This is a genomic window from Anaerorudis cellulosivorans (assembly GCF_025943985.1).
Classification (GTDB): Bacteria; Bacteroidota; Bacteroidia; order Bacteroidales; family Dysgonomonadaceae; genus Anaerorudis; species Anaerorudis cellulosivorans.
The window spans coordinates 1-17,170 of record NZ_JAPCWE010000018.1; the positions used below are offsets into that span (position 1 = coordinate 1).

At 44.6% G+C, this 17,170-nt stretch carries 15 protein-coding genes; 10 read left to right on the forward strand and 5 right to left on the reverse strand.

Annotated features, from left to right (window positions below; genetic code table 11):
* The first annotated feature begins 857 nt into the window (after nucleotides 1-857).
* The 7 genes from OLM34_RS09820 (at nucleotide 858) to OLM34_RS09850 (ending at nucleotide 10,218) form a co-directional block, all read left to right on the forward strand.
* Nucleotides 858-1,679, forward strand: a complete 822-nt coding sequence (locus OLM34_RS09820) for a prenyltransferase/squalene oxidase repeat-containing protein (protein ID WP_264406992.1) — start codon at nucleotides 858-860, stop codon at nucleotides 1,677-1,679.
* A 254-nt stretch (nucleotides 1,680-1,933) separates the two neighbouring features.
* A complete protein-coding gene (locus OLM34_RS09825) occupies nucleotides 1,934-2,107 on the forward strand; it encodes a hypothetical protein (RefSeq protein WP_264406993.1) in 174 nt (57 codons plus the stop codon).
* 297 nt (nucleotides 2,108-2,404) lie between these two features.
* Nucleotides 2,405-3,349 carry a DmsC/YnfH family molybdoenzyme membrane anchor subunit gene (locus OLM34_RS09830; protein WP_264406994.1) on the forward strand — a complete coding sequence of 315 codons (945 nt, stop codon included), beginning with the start codon at nucleotides 2,405-2,407 and terminating at the stop codon, nucleotides 3,347-3,349.
* A 21-nt stretch (nucleotides 3,350-3,370) separates the two neighbouring features.
* A complete protein-coding gene (locus OLM34_RS09835) occupies nucleotides 3,371-5,785 on the forward strand; it encodes a molybdopterin-containing oxidoreductase family protein (RefSeq protein ID WP_264406995.1) in 2,415 nt (804 codons plus the stop codon).
* A complete protein-coding gene (locus OLM34_RS09840; protein ID WP_264406996.1) occupies nucleotides 5,773-6,483 on the forward strand; it encodes a 4Fe-4S dicluster domain-containing protein in 711 nt (236 codons plus the stop codon). Before OLM34_RS09835 ends, OLM34_RS09840 begins: the two co-directional genes overlap by 13 nt.
* A gap of 11 nt (nucleotides 6,484-6,494) precedes the next feature.
* Entirely contained in the window at nucleotides 6,495-8,459 is a 1,965-nt protein-coding gene (locus OLM34_RS09845; protein WP_264406997.1) for a TonB-dependent receptor plug domain-containing protein, read from the forward strand.
* Between the two features lie 25 nt (nucleotides 8,460-8,484).
* Nucleotides 8,485-10,218, forward strand: coding sequence for a nucleoside-triphosphatase (locus OLM34_RS09850; RefSeq protein WP_264406998.1), 1,734 nt, complete (start codon nucleotides 8,485-8,487; stop codon nucleotides 10,216-10,218).
* A gap of 11 nt (nucleotides 10,219-10,229) precedes the next feature.
* Here OLM34_RS09850 and mobA read toward each other — a convergent pair whose 3' ends face one another.
* The 4 genes from mobA to OLM34_RS09870 all read right to left on the reverse strand — a co-directional run bounded on the left by mobA (nucleotide 10,230) and on the right by OLM34_RS09870 (nucleotide 13,226).
* Entirely contained in the window at nucleotides 10,230-10,847 is a 618-nt protein-coding gene (mobA, locus tag OLM34_RS09855) for a molybdenum cofactor guanylyltransferase (RefSeq protein ID WP_264406999.1), read from the reverse strand.
* A 207-nt stretch (nucleotides 10,848-11,054) separates the two neighbouring features.
* Nucleotides 11,055-11,927 carry a DMT family transporter gene (locus OLM34_RS09860; RefSeq protein ID WP_264407000.1) on the reverse strand — a complete coding sequence of 291 codons (873 nt, stop codon included), beginning with the start codon at nucleotides 11,925-11,927 and terminating at the stop codon, nucleotides 11,055-11,057.
* Between the two features lie 149 nt (nucleotides 11,928-12,076).
* Entirely contained in the window at nucleotides 12,077-12,469 is a 393-nt protein-coding gene (locus OLM34_RS09865) for a DUF3037 domain-containing protein (protein WP_264407001.1), read from the reverse strand.
* Nucleotides 12,459-13,226: a HipA family kinase gene (locus tag OLM34_RS09870; RefSeq protein WP_264407029.1), complete on the reverse strand. Its 768-nt coding sequence runs from the start codon at nucleotides 13,224-13,226 to the stop codon at nucleotides 12,459-12,461. The genes OLM34_RS09865 and OLM34_RS09870 overlap by 11 nt, the downstream gene beginning before the upstream one ends.
* A gap of 479 nt (nucleotides 13,227-13,705) precedes the next feature.
* Here OLM34_RS09870 and OLM34_RS09875 point away from each other — a divergent pair, with 479 nt between their 5' ends.
* The 3 genes from OLM34_RS09875 (at nucleotide 13,706) to OLM34_RS09885 (ending at nucleotide 15,260) form a co-directional block, all read left to right on the forward strand.
* On the forward strand, nucleotides 13,706-14,395 hold the full coding sequence (locus OLM34_RS09875; RefSeq protein ID WP_264407002.1) for a phage holin family protein: 690 nt from the start codon (nucleotides 13,706-13,708) through the stop codon (nucleotides 14,393-14,395).
* The gene (locus OLM34_RS09880) at nucleotides 14,392-14,805 is read left to right on the forward strand and encodes a structural protein P5 (RefSeq protein ID WP_264407003.1); all 414 of its coding nucleotides are present in this window, start codon (nucleotides 14,392-14,394) and stop codon (nucleotides 14,803-14,805) included. Before OLM34_RS09875 ends, OLM34_RS09880 begins: the two co-directional genes overlap by 4 nt.
* 62 nt (nucleotides 14,806-14,867) lie before the next feature.
* Complete coding sequence (locus tag OLM34_RS09885; RefSeq protein ID WP_264407004.1) at nucleotides 14,868-15,260, forward strand: hypothetical protein; 393 nt, start codon at nucleotides 14,868-14,870, stop codon at nucleotides 15,258-15,260.
* A 320-nt stretch (nucleotides 15,261-15,580) separates the two neighbouring features.
* Here OLM34_RS09885 and OLM34_RS09890 read toward each other — a convergent pair whose 3' ends face one another.
* Nucleotides 15,581-17,170, reverse strand: coding sequence for a sulfatase family protein (locus OLM34_RS09890; protein ID WP_264407005.1), 1,590 nt, complete (start codon nucleotides 17,168-17,170; stop codon nucleotides 15,581-15,583).

The following is a 17,170-nucleotide window of genomic DNA, read 5'->3' on the forward strand; positions in this document are numbered from 1 at the left end:
TGCATTTGCAATCCATATTAGGATCACAAAGATGAGAATTCAAATCCGTTTAATCGAAAATTGTATACAACTAACTAAATTTCAAATATTTCAAAGAGCTATTGTAGATTTTAATGGGACAGCAATGTAGATAGATATAAAACAAAATAAAACACGACGGCACAACAACGGCTCATACCCAATGCGGGTCAAGTAGGTTGAGGTTTTCATCGGTTTTTAAATATATTAGTTCACGGTTGATAGGTCAGTGCTATCTAATCCCGCTGTAAACGGTAAATAAGAATGCAGCATTTTCGGTAATTTCGCGTGCAGCGTTTTTAGTAACAACGCTGCAACACTTTCGGTAACAATAATGCAGCATTTTTAGTAACAATAGTGCATCAGTTGCAAAGATAATTTATTCGTTAATATTCTCATTCTATATTTTAGTTTTTGTAGAGTCAACCGGCAAGTGCGAATTTACACTAATTGTTTGTAAAACTCATTTTTTGGTAAATTATGTTGCCGGTTGATTCTGACACTCTTTGGGGGTTTTGCACCCCCAGCCGTTTGGCAATCCCCCGCAGTGTTTTTCATCGTTTTATTTTTAAAAACCTATGTAAAACTTATCGGGAAATTCGCACTTCTAAGTTGAACTTACAAATAAAAAAACAGTTTATCCTATTGATAATATGCAATTTGTCTTTCAATATCAAGTATAAAAGCAAAAATAATTTTCTTAATTTATAATTTTTATTTACAAATGTTGTATATTTATGGCGTAAATAAAGCGTTAGCGTTCATGCAAAGAGGACAAGAAACATACTGCATAAATTTGCCAGGACAGGAGTATAGAACATGATAATAGTACCGTAACTTTGACAAAACGTTATGAATCGGACATAGAAGCAATTATTGCAAAACGTTATGACAACGGAGATGATTTATGGGCTACTCCTGATAGACGGATATACAAAGGTGCCCCATTTTCAACTCTTGAAAGTGTGTTAATGCTTGCAGAGTTGGAATCGACCGTGACTGCAATAATGAAAGAAGCGGGTGAGTTAATGTTTAGTTTATGGAGAGAAGATGGACGATTTCAAATAGCTCCAAAAAGTGCAATTTATCCTTGTCATACGGCTAATGTTGCAAGAGTATTATGTCGTTTGGGTTATGCAAATGACATCAGGCTTGGAAAGACATTTAAACATCTTCTGGAAATTCAGCATGAAGATGGTGGCTGGCGTTGCAATACTTATAAATTTGGGAGAGGCATGGAAACTGCTTTCTCAAATCCAGGAACAACGTTAGCAGCCTTAGACGCGTTCAGGTTCTCAATTTACCTTAATAAAGACGAGCGACTTGATAAAGCAGTAGAATCCTTACTCAGCCATTGGGAAACTCGCAAACCTCTTGGACCTTGCCATTATGGAATTGGTACATTATTCATGAAAGTGGAATACCCGTTCTTCCGGTATAATTTGTTTTTTTATGTTTACGTTTTATCATTCTATGAAAGAGCTAAAAATGACACTCGATTCCTAGATGCACTAAATGTTTTAAAGTCCAAAATGGTAGATGGAAAGATTATAATTGAGAATCCCAACGCTAAATTGGCAAACTTTACTTTCTGTAAAAAGGGAGAACCAAACGACCTTGCAACTCGACGCTATATAGAGATATTGAATAATCTCAAATAAAATTTTCTATGAGTAATGTCTTGTTGATAGCAATAAAAAAAGCACGAAACGCTAACAAGCGGTATAGTTAATTGCCGGTTTAGTGCAGATTCAAGCTTTTCAGCCCGTATTAAAATAGTTGTAACTTGACAGAAAAGCGCTTCGAAGTCGGCAACTAACCATACTGCCAACGTTGCCAATCAAGTCGATCAATTCTCCCAAACTGATGGGATCGAGGTTTTGTCGCGCATATACTTTGGGTAAAACACCTTTTGGTGGAAGAATTTCCCCTTGCTTCGAAATACCTCACCAAACTTTCTGAAAATGAATGGATGCTCACCCCGGATGTTTGCTCCATGGATGGCGTCGGGCGTTTCGTGATGGGACTCCTCGACGGTATCGAAATTGTAGAATTACCCGAACTCCAAAAATACATTGTCGCTCACTGATAATATTGCTCAAAGGATACCACCGCTATAGCCGGTACCCTTTTGAGCGCTACAGGCGGTACCATTACACCGCTATCATCACTCGATTTGCGCAACCTGAAAATTTAGGCATTATTATCGGGAAATTGGCACTATTTTGTTTGATAATTCCAAGGTATTTTTTATCTTTGAGAATCGATGTGGAATTTGAGCCGGAGAGATGCTACAGAGGGGGAATATTTCCCGGTTAACAGTTGTTTTGTTTCGATTCCTGTTTAATTTAATACAATACGAACGATCATAAATAAAGGTAATACTATGTGGACAATAACACCAAGCATTATTGAAAACGAGCGCCCTGTGGACAGGTTTGCTCTGCACTATGTTCCGCAAACACATTGGCGTGTATGGCATGCGCTGTGGTTTTGGGCAATGGGTATCGGGAGCGGCATTTTTTGTCTGCGCCAATTTTTCGGCATTAGTGGCAGCGGCCTTTTTTTGGGAATGAACGCTATCGACATTGTCGGGTTGGTTTTGGTAGCCATCGGCGGTTTGATTTTGATTCTCGACCTCGGGAAACCGTTTCGGTTTTTGAACTCGCTTCTTAAACCCAAAAAAGCATGGATTTCGCGAGGAGCCATTTCCGATTTTGCGTTTTTGGGAATCGGCGTACTGTATGTTCTGCCCGGATTAATTCCCTCCCTGCCTTGGTCGGATGCCGTATTTTCGCAAGCCGATGTCGTAAGTAGGATATTTATTGTGTTGGCAATTTTCTTTGCCTTTATCATCATGATTTATCCGGGATTTGTGCTCTATTATTCGCGGAATATTCCTTTTTGGAACAGCATTTTCACCCCGATTCTGTTTTTCGAATATGCGCTAACCAGCAGTTTCGGGCTTGTGGGGTGGATGGTTACAGCCAACGGCGAAGCGCTTCCATCGTCGTTCTACGTGGTATTTATTGCTACTCTTGCTATCACGCTCGTGTCGGTGTTTGTCTATTTATTCGAACGCAACAGCGTGCAAAATCCGTGCATCAGGGCATCGATCAACTACCTGTTGAAAGGAAAAGCGTCGGGTTGGTTTTGGTTTTCGCAAATCGTGGGATCGCTCCTGCCCATTGCCATGCTTGTCGTGATGCTCACGAATGGCATTTTCCCTGCCTCAAGCATGATGTGGATTGGCGTCTGCACCATTCTCGGAAGTTTTTCATTCCGATATAGTCAGTTGCTTGCCGGTTTACGTGTTTCACCTTTGGTATAACAACATGAAAGAATTACAATTATGAGTACAGAAATAAAAAAGTTTTCGGCATGTGTTCCCAACTGTTGGATGAACTGCCGTTTATATGCGCATGTGCGCGACGGGAAACTGGTTCAAACATCGGCTGCGCCTTTTCCCGATCCCTCCTATAATCGTATCTGCCTGCGGGGACTGTCACACCCACAGCGTGTTAACAGCAAAGAGCGCATTCTTCACCCGATGAAACGTGTGGGCAAACGTGGCGAAAACAAATTCGAACAAATTAGCTGGGACGAGGCTATCGATATTCTCTCGACCAATCTTAACCGGGTTCGCGAAAAATATGGATCGAAAGCGGTTGCCTTTATTCCGTGGTCGGGGAGTTATGCTGCCATCAACGGCGGCATGCCGGGTGCCATCAAACGTTTTGCCAACATTTTTGAAGGTACTGTTGTGGTGGATGGTGTCGATTTCGGTATGCCTACCGGTATGTCGCAGGTTGTGGCCAATATGGCAGGCGGTATGGCCTCCCTCTTTTTGGGACCGGAACCGAAAGACTTAAGCTATGCCAAAACCCTTATCTTTTGGGGAACGAACATCACCGATTCGCAGGTGCATAATTGGCACTTCGTGCTCGATGCAATGGAAAACGGAGCAAAATTGATCTGTATCGATCCCCGTTACAGCGAGACCGCCGCCAAATCGCACGAATGGATCAGAATCAGACCGGGATCGGATTCGGTACTTGCTTTGTCGATGATACAGGTTATCATAGAAGAAAACCTGATCGACAGCGATTATTGCATTCGACACACGGTAGCTCCTTTCCTGGTGCGTCAGGACAACGGCTTGTTTCTCCGTCAGAGCGATATCGACGGAAGCGATCAAGCCGGATATGTGGTCGTGGATTCGGAATCGGGCGAAATCGAACCGGTCGAATCGGTTGCCCGGCCCGAATTATTGGGGACATTCGACGTTAAGCTGCACAACGGCAACACCTTGCAGGTGAAAACTGCCTTGCAAATGTTGAAGGACGAAGCCGACAAATACAAGCCTGACGAGGCCGAAAGAATAACAACCGTACCGGCAGAAAAAATTAGAGAAATAGCCCGAATTTACGCCACCAATACACCTTCCACCATATATCCCGGATTCGGAATAGATCGATGGGACAATGCCGATCAGGTAGGCAGAGGGATTGCTACGCTCGGTGTAATTACCGGACAAATCGGGAAAAAAGGCGCATCTCCACTCGGAACAATGGGGCAAAGCGCTATACAATATACCATATCGGATGCGGTGATGGGACCATGGACAAGTCCATCGGGCACGCAAGCCGAACTGCTCAATTTCGTGCTGTTGCAGCAAGCTATTCTCACCGGGAAAGTGGATATGTGGGAACCCAAAGATCCCGGCAATCCGCTTGCAGGTCCAACGGCCAAAACACCCGTTTCGAAAGACTGGCCTATCAAAGGACTGATTTTAACTACGGGAAACGTGGTAAGCAATCACGCCGAACAAAAGGTGACGATCGAGGAGATGTTCAGCGAGGAGAAACTCGATTTCATCTGCTGCATCGATATGTTTATGACCGATACCGCACGTCAGGCCGACTTGTTTCTGCCCTGCACCAGCTGGTTCGAAAACGACGATATCGTCGGCGGACTTCATCCGTATGTGATGCGGATGGAAAAAGCCATCGAACCGATGGGCGAAAGCAAGGGCGATTGGGAGATATTCAAACTTTTGGCGCAGAAAATGGGATATGGCAAGTATTTCATGGGGGAAGCCAAAGATCAGATAGAAGGTATTCTCGACGTGCTGGGAAATCTTTTTGGGGACAGGAAGGAAGAAATTCTGAAAGAATTTAGAGAAAAAGGCATCGCTCGACTCTCCGATCCTCATTCCGTTCCGTTTGCCGACGGCGTGTTTTACACGCGCACCGGTCGTGCCGAATTTTATTCCGAAGGGGTGGCAACCGTTTTTCCGAAAACCATGCCTGCACTGCAGTTGCCGGTAAACGAGGGACATAATCCGTTGCCGCATTTCGAACCGCCGGCCGAAGCATGGTTCGACAATCCACTCATCAAAAAATATCCGTTGGCACTGAGTACCCTGCATACCAAATGGCGGGTGCATACCACATTCTACGATGTTGCAGTACTGCGTGAAATAGATCCCGAGCCGGTGGTCTATCTCAATCGTCGCGAAAGCGAGAAAAGAGGACTTAAGGACGGCGATTACGTGCGTGTATTCAACGATCGCGGCCATTGCGTGGTACGCCTCGTAGTGGACGATGCTATCAACGACGGTGGAGCCGCCATTCCCAAAGGTTGGCAGCGTCATCAGTTTAAAGAAGGAGGTTATCAGGAACTTACAAAAAATCATATTAATACGGTTCACTATGGCATGTCGTTTTTCGATGCTCTGGTGGAAGTAGAAAAATGGAAAGGATAACAGCTATGGAAAATAACGATAAGAAAAAGAAAAAACGTTGGGGAATGGTTATCGACCTTACCCGTTGCGTGGGATGTCAAACCTGTGCGGTAGGTTGCAAAATAAAAAACAATCTGGCCGATGGTTTATGGTGGAACAGGGTGATTACGGTTGGCGGAGATCAAATCGATACGGCCGGAGGTACGTATGAACATCCCGTGCGTTATTCCATTCCGCTGAATTGTCAGAATTGCGAAAATCCGATCTGTGTGGATGTTTGTCCAACGGGAGCTTCTTACCAAAGAGAAGAAGACAAGTTGGTTTTGATCGATTACGATAAATGCATCGGATGCAGGGCTTGTGTTCAAGCTTGTCCCTATGGCGTGCGCATTGCGAATACCGAAGAACCCCGTTACGAACATTGCGATGTTCAGCTTGGAGAAGAGGGGGTTACACCCCGATATCAAGGTGTGGTCGAAAAATGCACTTTCTGTGTGGAACGCATCGACCAGGGACTGAATCCGTTTTGTATCGACGTTTGTCCGGAACGCGCCCGTTTCTTTGGCGACCTGAACGATGAAGATAGCGATGTTTCGCAACTCATTCGCGAGAATCCCGTCGAAACACTTCATCCGCAGATGGGAACAAATCCTAACGTGTACTTCATTCCACCTGCCAAGAAAAAAACGAGACGAACCGGCTTGGATTTTATCCGGTAACGTGTGGAATAATGAAAAGAGCAAACTTGACAGTACTGTTTGTGGGTTTACTGTTTTTTTCTGCAAAGGCCGAAGAGATAGACACAACCGGTATATCGAACACGTTTCAACTGGGTGAAGTCGTTGTGCTTGCGCCAAGATCGGATAATACGGTCGGTCAGGATTTCAATCTGCAGATGAACAACATCAACGTGAGTGAAGCGTTGCGATCGATTCCCTCGGTGATCTATGCCAATATGGGCAGTCGTTTCGAGCCGACTATCCTGGTGCGTGGATTCGATATCCGAGGTATCCCCGTTTTCGTGGACGGAATCCCGCTCCAGATGCCTTACGATGGCGACATCGATTTGGGACACCTCACCACGTTCGATTATGCGCAGGTTTCGCTTACAAAAGGCCTTACACCCATGTCGTTAGGGCCCAACGCCATTGGCGGGAGCATCAATCTGGTGAGTTTTCAACCCACCGACAAAGTGAATCTGCAGGCAATAACCGGCCTGGCAAGTGGCAACACGTATGAATATGGAGTAAACGCCGGAAGCCGAAGGGAGAAATTCTTTGCCCAAGTTGGTTATTATGAGCGTCATACCGACTATTTTACGCTCTCGCACAACTATCAACCCACTACGTATCAACCCGACAGAAAAAGAGATAATTCCTATTCCGATTTTCGGAAAGTAAACCTGAAAATCGGATACCTTTCCTCCCCGGGTCAGGAGTTTACCCTCAACTACCATTATCAGAACAACGCAAAAGGGAATCCGCCGTACAGCGGCAGCGACGACAAGCAATCAGCCCGATTTTGGCAATGGCCCGTGTGGGAAAGGCATAGTCTGTATTTCATTTCGAAAAACCGGATAAACACGAACAACGATATTAAGACAAGTATTTATGCGGATAAGTTTTATAACGTAATGGAAAGCTACGACGATCAGTCGTACACCACGCAGAACAAAAAATATGCTTTTACCAGCATATACAACGATCGAAACGTTGGCGGAAACGTGATTTTATCGAATACCTCCATCGCCGACAATCAGTTGAATTTTTCGATTCAGCTGAATCGTAACGAGCACAAATCGCATAACGAAGGGAGTCCGCAGCTCACCAATAGCGATTTTGTTTGGAGCATGGGGTTGGACGATCGGTATACGATAAACGAAAAATGGGCATTGACCGGAGGATTATCTTACAATCGGCAAAAAAGTCTGAAAGCCGAAGATCAGGTCACAGACGAAGGGACAACCACGTTTCCCGAAAACTCGCATCAGGCCGTCAATGCACAACTATCGGCCAACTGGACGGCCGCCGACAATTTTTCGATGTCGGCCTATGTGGCGCGAAAAACACGGTTCGCCACCCTCAAGGAACGGTATTCGTACAAGATGGGGCAGGGGCTTCCCAACCCCGAACTACAACCCGAGAAAGCCACCCATTTCGATGTTTCATTTCAATACGAAATACGTAAAAATCTGGCATTCAACGGTTCGGTATATGCTATCCGGTTGCACGACGTTATTCAATTGGTAAACGATGTCGAAGGAAATCTCACGCAAATACAGAATGCAGGAAAAGCCCGTTTTCGCGGATTCGATGCAAGTTTGCACTATGCGATCCTGAAAAATCTCGATTTGACTTCCTCCTATTCCTTCATCATTCAAAAAAACCTATCGGATCCCGATTTACGGTTTACGGATGTTCCGAAACACAAGGTGTGGAGCCATTTGTCGTATCAACCCACAAGTTGGGCAAAGGTCGGCCTTACCCACGAATACTATTCGCGCCGATACAGCCGTTCCTACGGCATCACGGCCGGCGAATTTCATCTGTTCAACCTGCAGGGCGCGTTTTCGTGGAAACAATTGACGCTCTACGTGGGACTGAATAATCTTTTCGACACCAATTATGCTTATGCCGAAGGTTATCCCGAAGCGGGAAGAAACTATTTTACCAAACTGGTCTTTCAATTGAATTAAGTAACTTCACCCTTTTCACCAACCGATGAACGCGAAAACAACGGAAACAACAAAAGCACAGCTGAATGAACAATGGATCAAAGCATCCATCATGGGTTCGATGTGGGCATCGGTGGAGATTGTATGGGGCAGTTTTCTGCACAACCTCAGGGTGCCGTTCAGTGGCCACATCCTTACCGCCATCGGATTAATCATTCTTATATCGGCAAGCTACCGTTGGAACGAAAAGGGATTGTTTTGGCGTGCCGGCGTAATCTGTGCTTTGTTGAAAACCATGTCGCCCAGTGCGGTGATTTTCGGGCCGATGATTGCCATCTTCAGTGAAGCACTCCTGCTCGAAGCGTCGGTCAGGTTGTTCGGAAAAAACCACATCGGATTAGCCATCGGCGCCATTCTGGCCATGTCCTGGAATTTAGTCCAGGCCATCATCGGTAAGGTAATTGCTTACGGATACAATTTGGTGAAACTCTACGAAAGCATCATGCTCTATGCCCAAAAACAACTGCATACCGATATCGATATGGTTTGGGCTCCCATCGTATTGTTGTTGATCATCTATGTTTTATTGGGAATGGGTACGGCCATCGCCGGTATTTCCATCGGAAAACGCATCGAATCGGCCGATTTGATGCCGCAACCGATGGACGATAAAAACAACCCACCCGTCACGCTAATTCCCAAATATTCGCATTTCCCCTTTTCCACCATTTGGCTGATTTTCGATTTGTTGGCTGTCGGTGCCGTACTTGTTACGGCCAACTTCATACCCGCCGGATATTGGTTCGGCATGAGCATTGCCGTTATTGCAAGCTGGATCATGCACTACAAAGTAGCATTGCGCCGTCTGGCGCGACCCCGCCTGTGGCTTTCGTTTTTCCTTATTACGGTGATTGCCGCTGTGGCTTTTTCGCAGTTTCAAGGCGGGGTATCGTTAGGTGAAGGAACACTGATCGGCATCGAAATGAATGTACGCGCCATTGTCGTTGTAATCGGCTTTTCCGTCATCGGTACAGAACTTTATAGTCCGAAAATCAAAAAAATGTTCCAACGAAAATCGCTTCTCTCGCTTTATACCGCACTCGATTTGTCAACCGAAAGTTTGCCCAACATGATTGCGTTGGTGCCCAACCTGAAAACGATTTTTAGTCACCCCATCGACATTATTCGAAAATTCATGTCGTATGCCGAATATCGAATGCATGAAATCGGGACACGGCAGCGACAACAGGCCACGGTTGCGATTGTTACAGGAGAAAAAGGAAGCGGTAAAACGCGTTTTCTGTCGGAAACTGCCCATGAATTGAAAAAGCGGGGATTTGAAGTGGGGGGCGTTTACACCAAAAAAATCCGCGATAACGGCGAGATCATCGGCTATCGGGCAGTGAACGTTGCAACCTGCGAAGAACAGCCTTTGTTGCGAAAAGACAACGAAGACACCGGCTTGCGAATCGGCGCTTTTTCCATAGACAGTGCTGGGTTGGAGTTGGGACAAAAAGCCATTGCTCGAGCCATGGATGCCAACTTGTTGATGATCGACGAAATCGGCAAATTGGAACTCGAAGGTGGCGGCTGGCACGACGAATTGAACGCACTTCCATTGGAAAAACAACTGTTTATCGTGCTGTCGGTACGCTTGGAATGTGTGAATGATGTCATCAACAAATGGGATCTGCATCCTTCGGCGATTTACAATGTATCCGAATGTAACGTGGAAACATTGGCAAGCGAAATTATTGCCTATTTCGAAGGAGAAAAGTAAAATTTTCCGTTTTAGGATTCTCGTTTCTTGCGATTTTCGATATAGTGAAGCGCATAATGGTAATCGGGTAGGGTATTGAGGTTGAAAAACATGAGGTTGTCGTAAAACGGGGTTGTTTCGTCAATCTTCACTGCCGCATAACCCAACCGCGCGAGAGCATCGTGCACCTTGTAGCAGCCTTTCTCAATGAATTCGGCAAACGTTTCCAGGCAACTTTTTCGATAAACCGCACAAAGCGGTTCCATTTTATTGCCGTCGTGCACCGGCACGGCACATGGATGGTCGCCGATATGTTGCAACAACAAGATAAACAGATCAGGCGGGACAAAAGGAGTATCGCATGGCAAAAAGATATTGAATTCCGTTGCCGATTGCCGAAGGCAGGAGTAGATACCGCCCATAGGTCCGATGTCGTGAACCACATCCGGCACAACCGGATGCGAAAATTGGCTATACACCGCATCATTGGCGCTGATCATAACCTGCTCCGCAACTTCGTCGAGCGTTTCCAGCGCATGCAGCACCAACGGTTTACGATCGAACGGCATCAACCCCTTATCGGAGCCCATCCGCGAACTCTTGCCGCCGGTCAAGACAAAACCGCTTATATTCTTCTTATCTGTAGGCACAATCCTTATTCTTCTTCGTTACGTGGATAGAATGCGAAACACGACAAATGTACAGGATAATTTTCATTCGGCGTACACTTTTGATGATTTAATGATGTTCACAGGAATTTGTCGGAAGTTCGACTAACCTCGGAAGTTGGACTGAACTCGAAAGTTCGACTACGCTGCGAAGTTTTTTCAATCATACGGTTGTATTTGAAGGTTGAATTAAGATTCGAACAAAATAATGAGCGCGGCACCGATTATCATGATAGCCGTTCCTAAGAGTTTTTTCCGGATATTTCGTTCGTTGAAAAACGCATATCCGAGGCCGACTGAGATAATTCCCGACAATTGAAACAACGCAAGTGCATAACCAACCGGCATGTGGGCAAACGAATAATTGGTAGCCATCTGCATGATTCCCATACATGCCACAAGCGCCAAATAAACAGGAATATTTCGTTTGTAAATAACGCGGAGTTGTGCTTTCGGACTAACACGATAAATAAACAGAAAAAGGAAAGAAAACACCGTGTTAAAAATGCACCACACCACAAATGAAATGTTGGGAGAAGACAACATGATGATTTTTTTGATGAAAATTGCCTCCAAGGCTGTCAAGAGCATTGCATAAATTCGAAATTTGATTTCGGGTCGTTTCAGCACCTGCCATGAAAACCGTTCGGGAAGCGTATCGAGGATGAAATAGCTGCCGAAAATGATCAATCCCATACCCACCAGACCCCACAGGTTGGGCAACTCGCCAAGCAGCGGAATTCCCAGTAACAAGCTGATCAACGATTTGTAGGAATTTATCGGACCAAGAAGCGAAATATCACCCTTTTCAACTGCCTTTATCAAATATCCGTTTCCCAACGAACCCAACAATCCTCCTGCAACACAATAAATCCAGAAAATGGGAGGGAAACTGCTCCATGGAATTTTTCCGAGAAAAGGAAGGCTCAGAATGCTTAAGCTGAAAAATCCCACAAAATTTACCCAAAGCGGATTTTGTCGCGAGGCGGTAAGTTTTTTCTGACATACATTGCCAAACGGATTCGATAAGATTCGTAAGAAAAGTGCAATAAATAGAGCCATTTTTACGCGTGATTTTTTACCGGTTTTTCGCTTTCCCCGATTACACCACCTGGTGTTTCGATACCGGGCAAAAGCGGTGCAGCATTACAGTACCCGGTTGTCGCTGCGGTTCGTGGCAACATCGAACAGTTGTTGAACGCGGAACAGCATTAAAGCACCAATTCGTGAAAAAGACGATCGAATGTGGCATCCAAATCATCTGTTTTTCCGGGATGGGCGGGAGACGACTGTATAGCGGTACTTCGCACTGCCGTCAGCCAGCGAAAGCGTTCCGGCAAATCGAGTGCGGCAATCGGCCCTGCTTGTCGGTTTCCCAACGAAATATCTTTCATATGGGCAAGAATGATCACCACTTCCTCGTACTCGGGACCTGCCGGACAAATCGATTTGTATTTTTCGGCACATAACCGATATTCCATCCGAATGTATCGGGCTTTCTTTGAATACATGATCAACCCGATGTTCACAAATTCTTCACGCTCGATATTCGGCACGAATCTAATTACGGCATACTGAAAGAGATTCAAGTCGTTAGCGGTCATTTTTTGCAGCGTTTACAAAGGTTGAAGAATGAGCAAATCGCGTTTTGAGAAACGCAAAATATACTTCTCTGATTTCGTCAGGCGATGCCGACGTACCTTTCCAATGAAGCCAATCGTCGGGAATCAGGCGCACAATTTCTCCGAAAAAATCATCCGAAAGCACCGCATGCGCAAACGCATCGGCCTCATCGAGCATCGTTGCCTGAGGCAGCAAAACGTGATCCTTACTGTAAGAAAAAGGGCTGAGCGCATGTTTTTCGAAATCTTTCCACGAATGGTGAAAGTAAAACGAATCGCCGTTGTCGATAAGCCACAACTCTCTGTGCCACAACAAGAGGTTGGGATTTTTAACCGTTCTGTCGACATTCGTTGTGAAAGCGTCGAACCATACAATTTTCGAGGCAAGTAACGGATCGATTTTAACCGACGGCTCGTAAGGCAAAGCCCCTGATAAGAAATGCATTCCCAAATTCAGACCTTCACTTGCTTTGAGTAAATCTTGAATTTCCTCATCACCTTCAGACTTGCCGAAATCGTCGTCAAGATACGCAAAAACCAACTCCGGGAGTTGCAATCCGAGACGCGATGCAATCTGTCCGCTCATCAATTCCGAAATCAACATTTTCACGCCGTGCCCGGCACCTCTGAATTTGAGTACATATTTAAAACCGTCATCCGCTTCTACTAATGCCGGCAACGAACCCCCCTCACGCAGAGGTACAATGTAGCGCATGACCGTTACCGTTCGCAGTGAAATATCTTTTTTCGGTCTATTCATTATCATAAACTCACCTTTCTTGCCGATTTCGCCAAACTATAGCTTGGACCTAATCCTTGTGCAAAATTACGAACAAATTTTCGAAAGCCGCTGATTCCTGAATTTTAATTTGTGAGCGTTCCGAATGTTTCGTTTGTTATTAGCAAAATTACGAACAATCGTTGAAAAGAAAAAAATTTCCGGACAGCAAGACGATGTAAACAAACGCAGAAAACACTAAACCATTATCAATCAATATTTTAAGTTGTAAATTCGTCTTCAGATAAAGTCAATATCCTATGCATTCTCTTATCCATCCGGCAACCTGTTTACGCAACATCCCATTCATTTGCATCCTGTTCGTTACAATTTTTCGGACATTTTTTTACTATATTTTTTGGGTATAATCTTTTCAACATAATCTTTCAGTATAATCTTCGAACCATCATTTTAGCATAATTCTTTAAAAATCGATAAAAATGAAATTACTTTTTCTTTCTTCTGCAATAACCGAGGAATGGACTCATTTGGATGGCCTCTTCGCTGTGTTGGCCGTGCTCTATACCTGCGTTTTCCTGTCGGTAATCGTGGACTTGTTTTTCGGCGTGCGGCGTGCCCGGCAATTAAAAATAATGCGTACCAGTTACGGCTATCGGCGCACCATCACCAAGCTTACCGGTTATTTCGGCCTCATGATCATGTTTTCCATAGCCGACGTTGTGGCAAGCGTCGTGTTCAAAATGCCCTATTTCTCGGTTGTCGGCGCCATCGGCATTATATTGGTCGAAGCCAAATCCGTTTTCGAAAACCTGAAACAGCAGGAAAAAAATATTGCCGAAGTGCAACGGTTGCTCTTGAAATTTTTCGAAAACAAGGAAGAAATTCAAACCCTCATTGCTTTTCTCAATGCACAAACGCAGGAAACCTTTCGAAATCGGGCAAGTTGCAAAACAGAAGCAACCTCAGGGGATGAGGCAGGGTTAGCGACTCGGGCAAGTTTGAGGAATGAAGTAAGTGCAGAAAATCAAGCAAGTTCAGCGACCCGGGCGAGTTCAGAAAATCAAGCAAGTTCAACTACGCCGAAAAATGAACAGAAGCCGGGAAATGTGCAAAATCACGCAAATGCGGAGACTCACACAAACGCGAAAACACAGGAGGAAACCCAATGAAACCGAGAGGACTTCGCAACAACAACCCGTTAAATATCCGGCACAGTGCCGATCGCTTTCAGGGAGAAATCGAGGGAAACGACACCGGTTTCAAAACTTTCTCGTCCGAGTCTTACGGATACCGCGCCGCCTTTGTCATCCTTGCAACCTATCTTTCGCGAGGGTGCAACACCATCGAAAAAATCATAACCCGTTGGGCACCGCCGGCCGAAAACAACACGGAATGCTATATTGCAAACGTCGAAAAATGGTCGGGCATCCCCCGAAACAAAACACTCACCTCTGCCGACGGTGCAGCATACCAACGCATCGTCGCCGCCATGAGTCGGGTAGAAAACGGCATACCCGCCGATACCCGTCAAATCGAAGCCGGCTTTGCCCTTCAACATAAACTAAGAATTACCCGTTAAAAATTTATAGAAAACACTTGCGCCGAAACTGCCGTTAAGGCGCACGCAAACTCACTCTTCCGATGAAAAATCAAATCATGATAACCGTCATCCTGTGTCTGCCGGTCTTTTGCCCCTCCTGCAAATCGGTGCAATCTATTCCCGCAGAAACCGTAAAAATCCATCACCGCGACCGCCTTGTCCGCGATTCCGTCTTCCGTTACGACTCTGTTTTCGTCCGTCAACAAGCCGACACCATCCTTCTCGAGCGGTACAGGTACGTATACAAAAACAACCTCGTCACCGATTCCGTCTTCATCAACGACACCATCCGCATTGCCTATCCCGTGGAAGTCGTCAAAACGGTAAAAGCCCCCCTCACCGGTTTCCGGCACTTTCAGCTATGGTGCGGACGCATCGCCCTTCTCGTTTTGCTGGTCGGCAGCCTCCGTTTCGTGTCCAAAATCCGGCGGTAACCCCGTTTTCCCGCCATAACATTTGAGCGAATACAAATTCCGCTAGTTTTCACAACGCCGTAATACCCTTTTTTCCCGCCATGACCGCAACCCGCAAAAATTCGCGATATCCCGCACATCCTACGCACCCTATACATCCTATACATCCTATACATCCTATACATCTTACGGTGCCCCTTTCTATACGTCTGTATTCCTCACTAATACGGAGAATCCTACGCTTTCCTACACTTTCCTACGCTTCGGTATGTGTCTGAAATCCGCTCCTGATCACACTTTCCTACACTTCCTACACTTCCTACAGATCCCATAAATTATCATTATTCTGACACTCCGATTTTTTTACGTAATTGAATAAGTTGTTCGTTAAGGTCATTCTGTATTTCTTTATAGTGTATGTCGCCATAAACGTTATGAAGTTCGGTTGGATCTTTCTTCAAATCAAATAATTCCCAAAAATCTATCTCCTTATCTTTCCCATAACCGGCACCATACCAATGAATCAACTTATATCTTTTCGTCCTAATTCCGTAATGTTGACGTACATTCCCTACAGCAGGATAATCGTAAAAATGGTAATACAACGCATTTCTCCACTCATTACATTTGCCATTTTTAAAAAGAGGTAATAATGATTTCCCTGCAAAATCTTCAGGAATATCAATTCCCGCAATATTGAGAAGAGTAGGAGCCAAATCAATATTCTGAACAAGTTCATCACATTGAGACTGCTTTTTTATTAACGGAGGATATGAAATAAGAAGAGGGGTGCGAAAAGACTCTTCATACATAAAACGTTTATCGTACAAACCATGTTCACCCAAGAAAAAACCTTGATCGGAAGTGAAAATAACAATGGTATTATTCAATATTCCCTTTTCTTTTAAATAGTCAAGTAAACGGCCCACTTGCTCATCTATCGAACGAACAGTTCGGCAATAATCTTTAATATATCGTTGATATTTCCATCGAATTAATTCTTTTCCCACAGGTCTGTGATCTAAAAACTCCCTATTTTGTTCTTTGTAGGCAGCATCCCAAACAGCTCGCTGCTCAGCTGTTAAACGATCCATTGCCACAGGCCAACTATCCTTGATATACTGCAAAGTAGGTTCATCCTTTAATTCTTCAACTTTCAAGTCAAAAGCATATCCCAAATGATGAGCAATAGTCAATTCTTGTGTTTCCATTTGTGGCCCTCGCGTTGAATAGTCGTCAAACAATGTCGGAGGTTCAGGGAAATCGACATCATTAAACAAATTTAGATGCGGAAGATCCGGCATCCAGTTGCGATGTGGTGCTTTATGATTTACCAAAATACAAAAAGGCTCTTTTGTAGGAATAATTTCATCTAACCATTCTATTGCATGATTTGTTATTAGTGTTGTAACATAACCATTCTCCGGAATATATTTTCCTTTAGTATCCGGACGGCGAAACACCGGGTTATAATATTCACCTTGGTCAAATAAAATATCATAATAATCAAATCCCTTAGGATCCACATTTAAATGCCATTTTCCAAAAACAGACGTAACATATCCTTCTTTTTGAAGTAACTCCGTAAACCACGTTTTTGTCGTGTCCAAGCAACACCCCAGACGAGTTTGTTTATGTTGATGACTATATAAACCGGTCAATAAGGTAGCACGACTAGGTGTAGAAATCGAATTTTCAACAAATGAATGGGTAAAAAGCATTCCATTTTTCGCAACGCGATCAATATTTGGAGTTGGTGCAACTTTAGAAATCGGATGTCCGTAAGCACTAATAGCTTGGAACCCCAAATCATCCACAAAAATGCAAACTATATTAGGAGATTTAGGCCCATTATTCTGAGCCGAAACAGAATGTGCCACTGATACTGCTGACAGCATGCCTATACATGATGTAACAATCTTCCTCTTCAT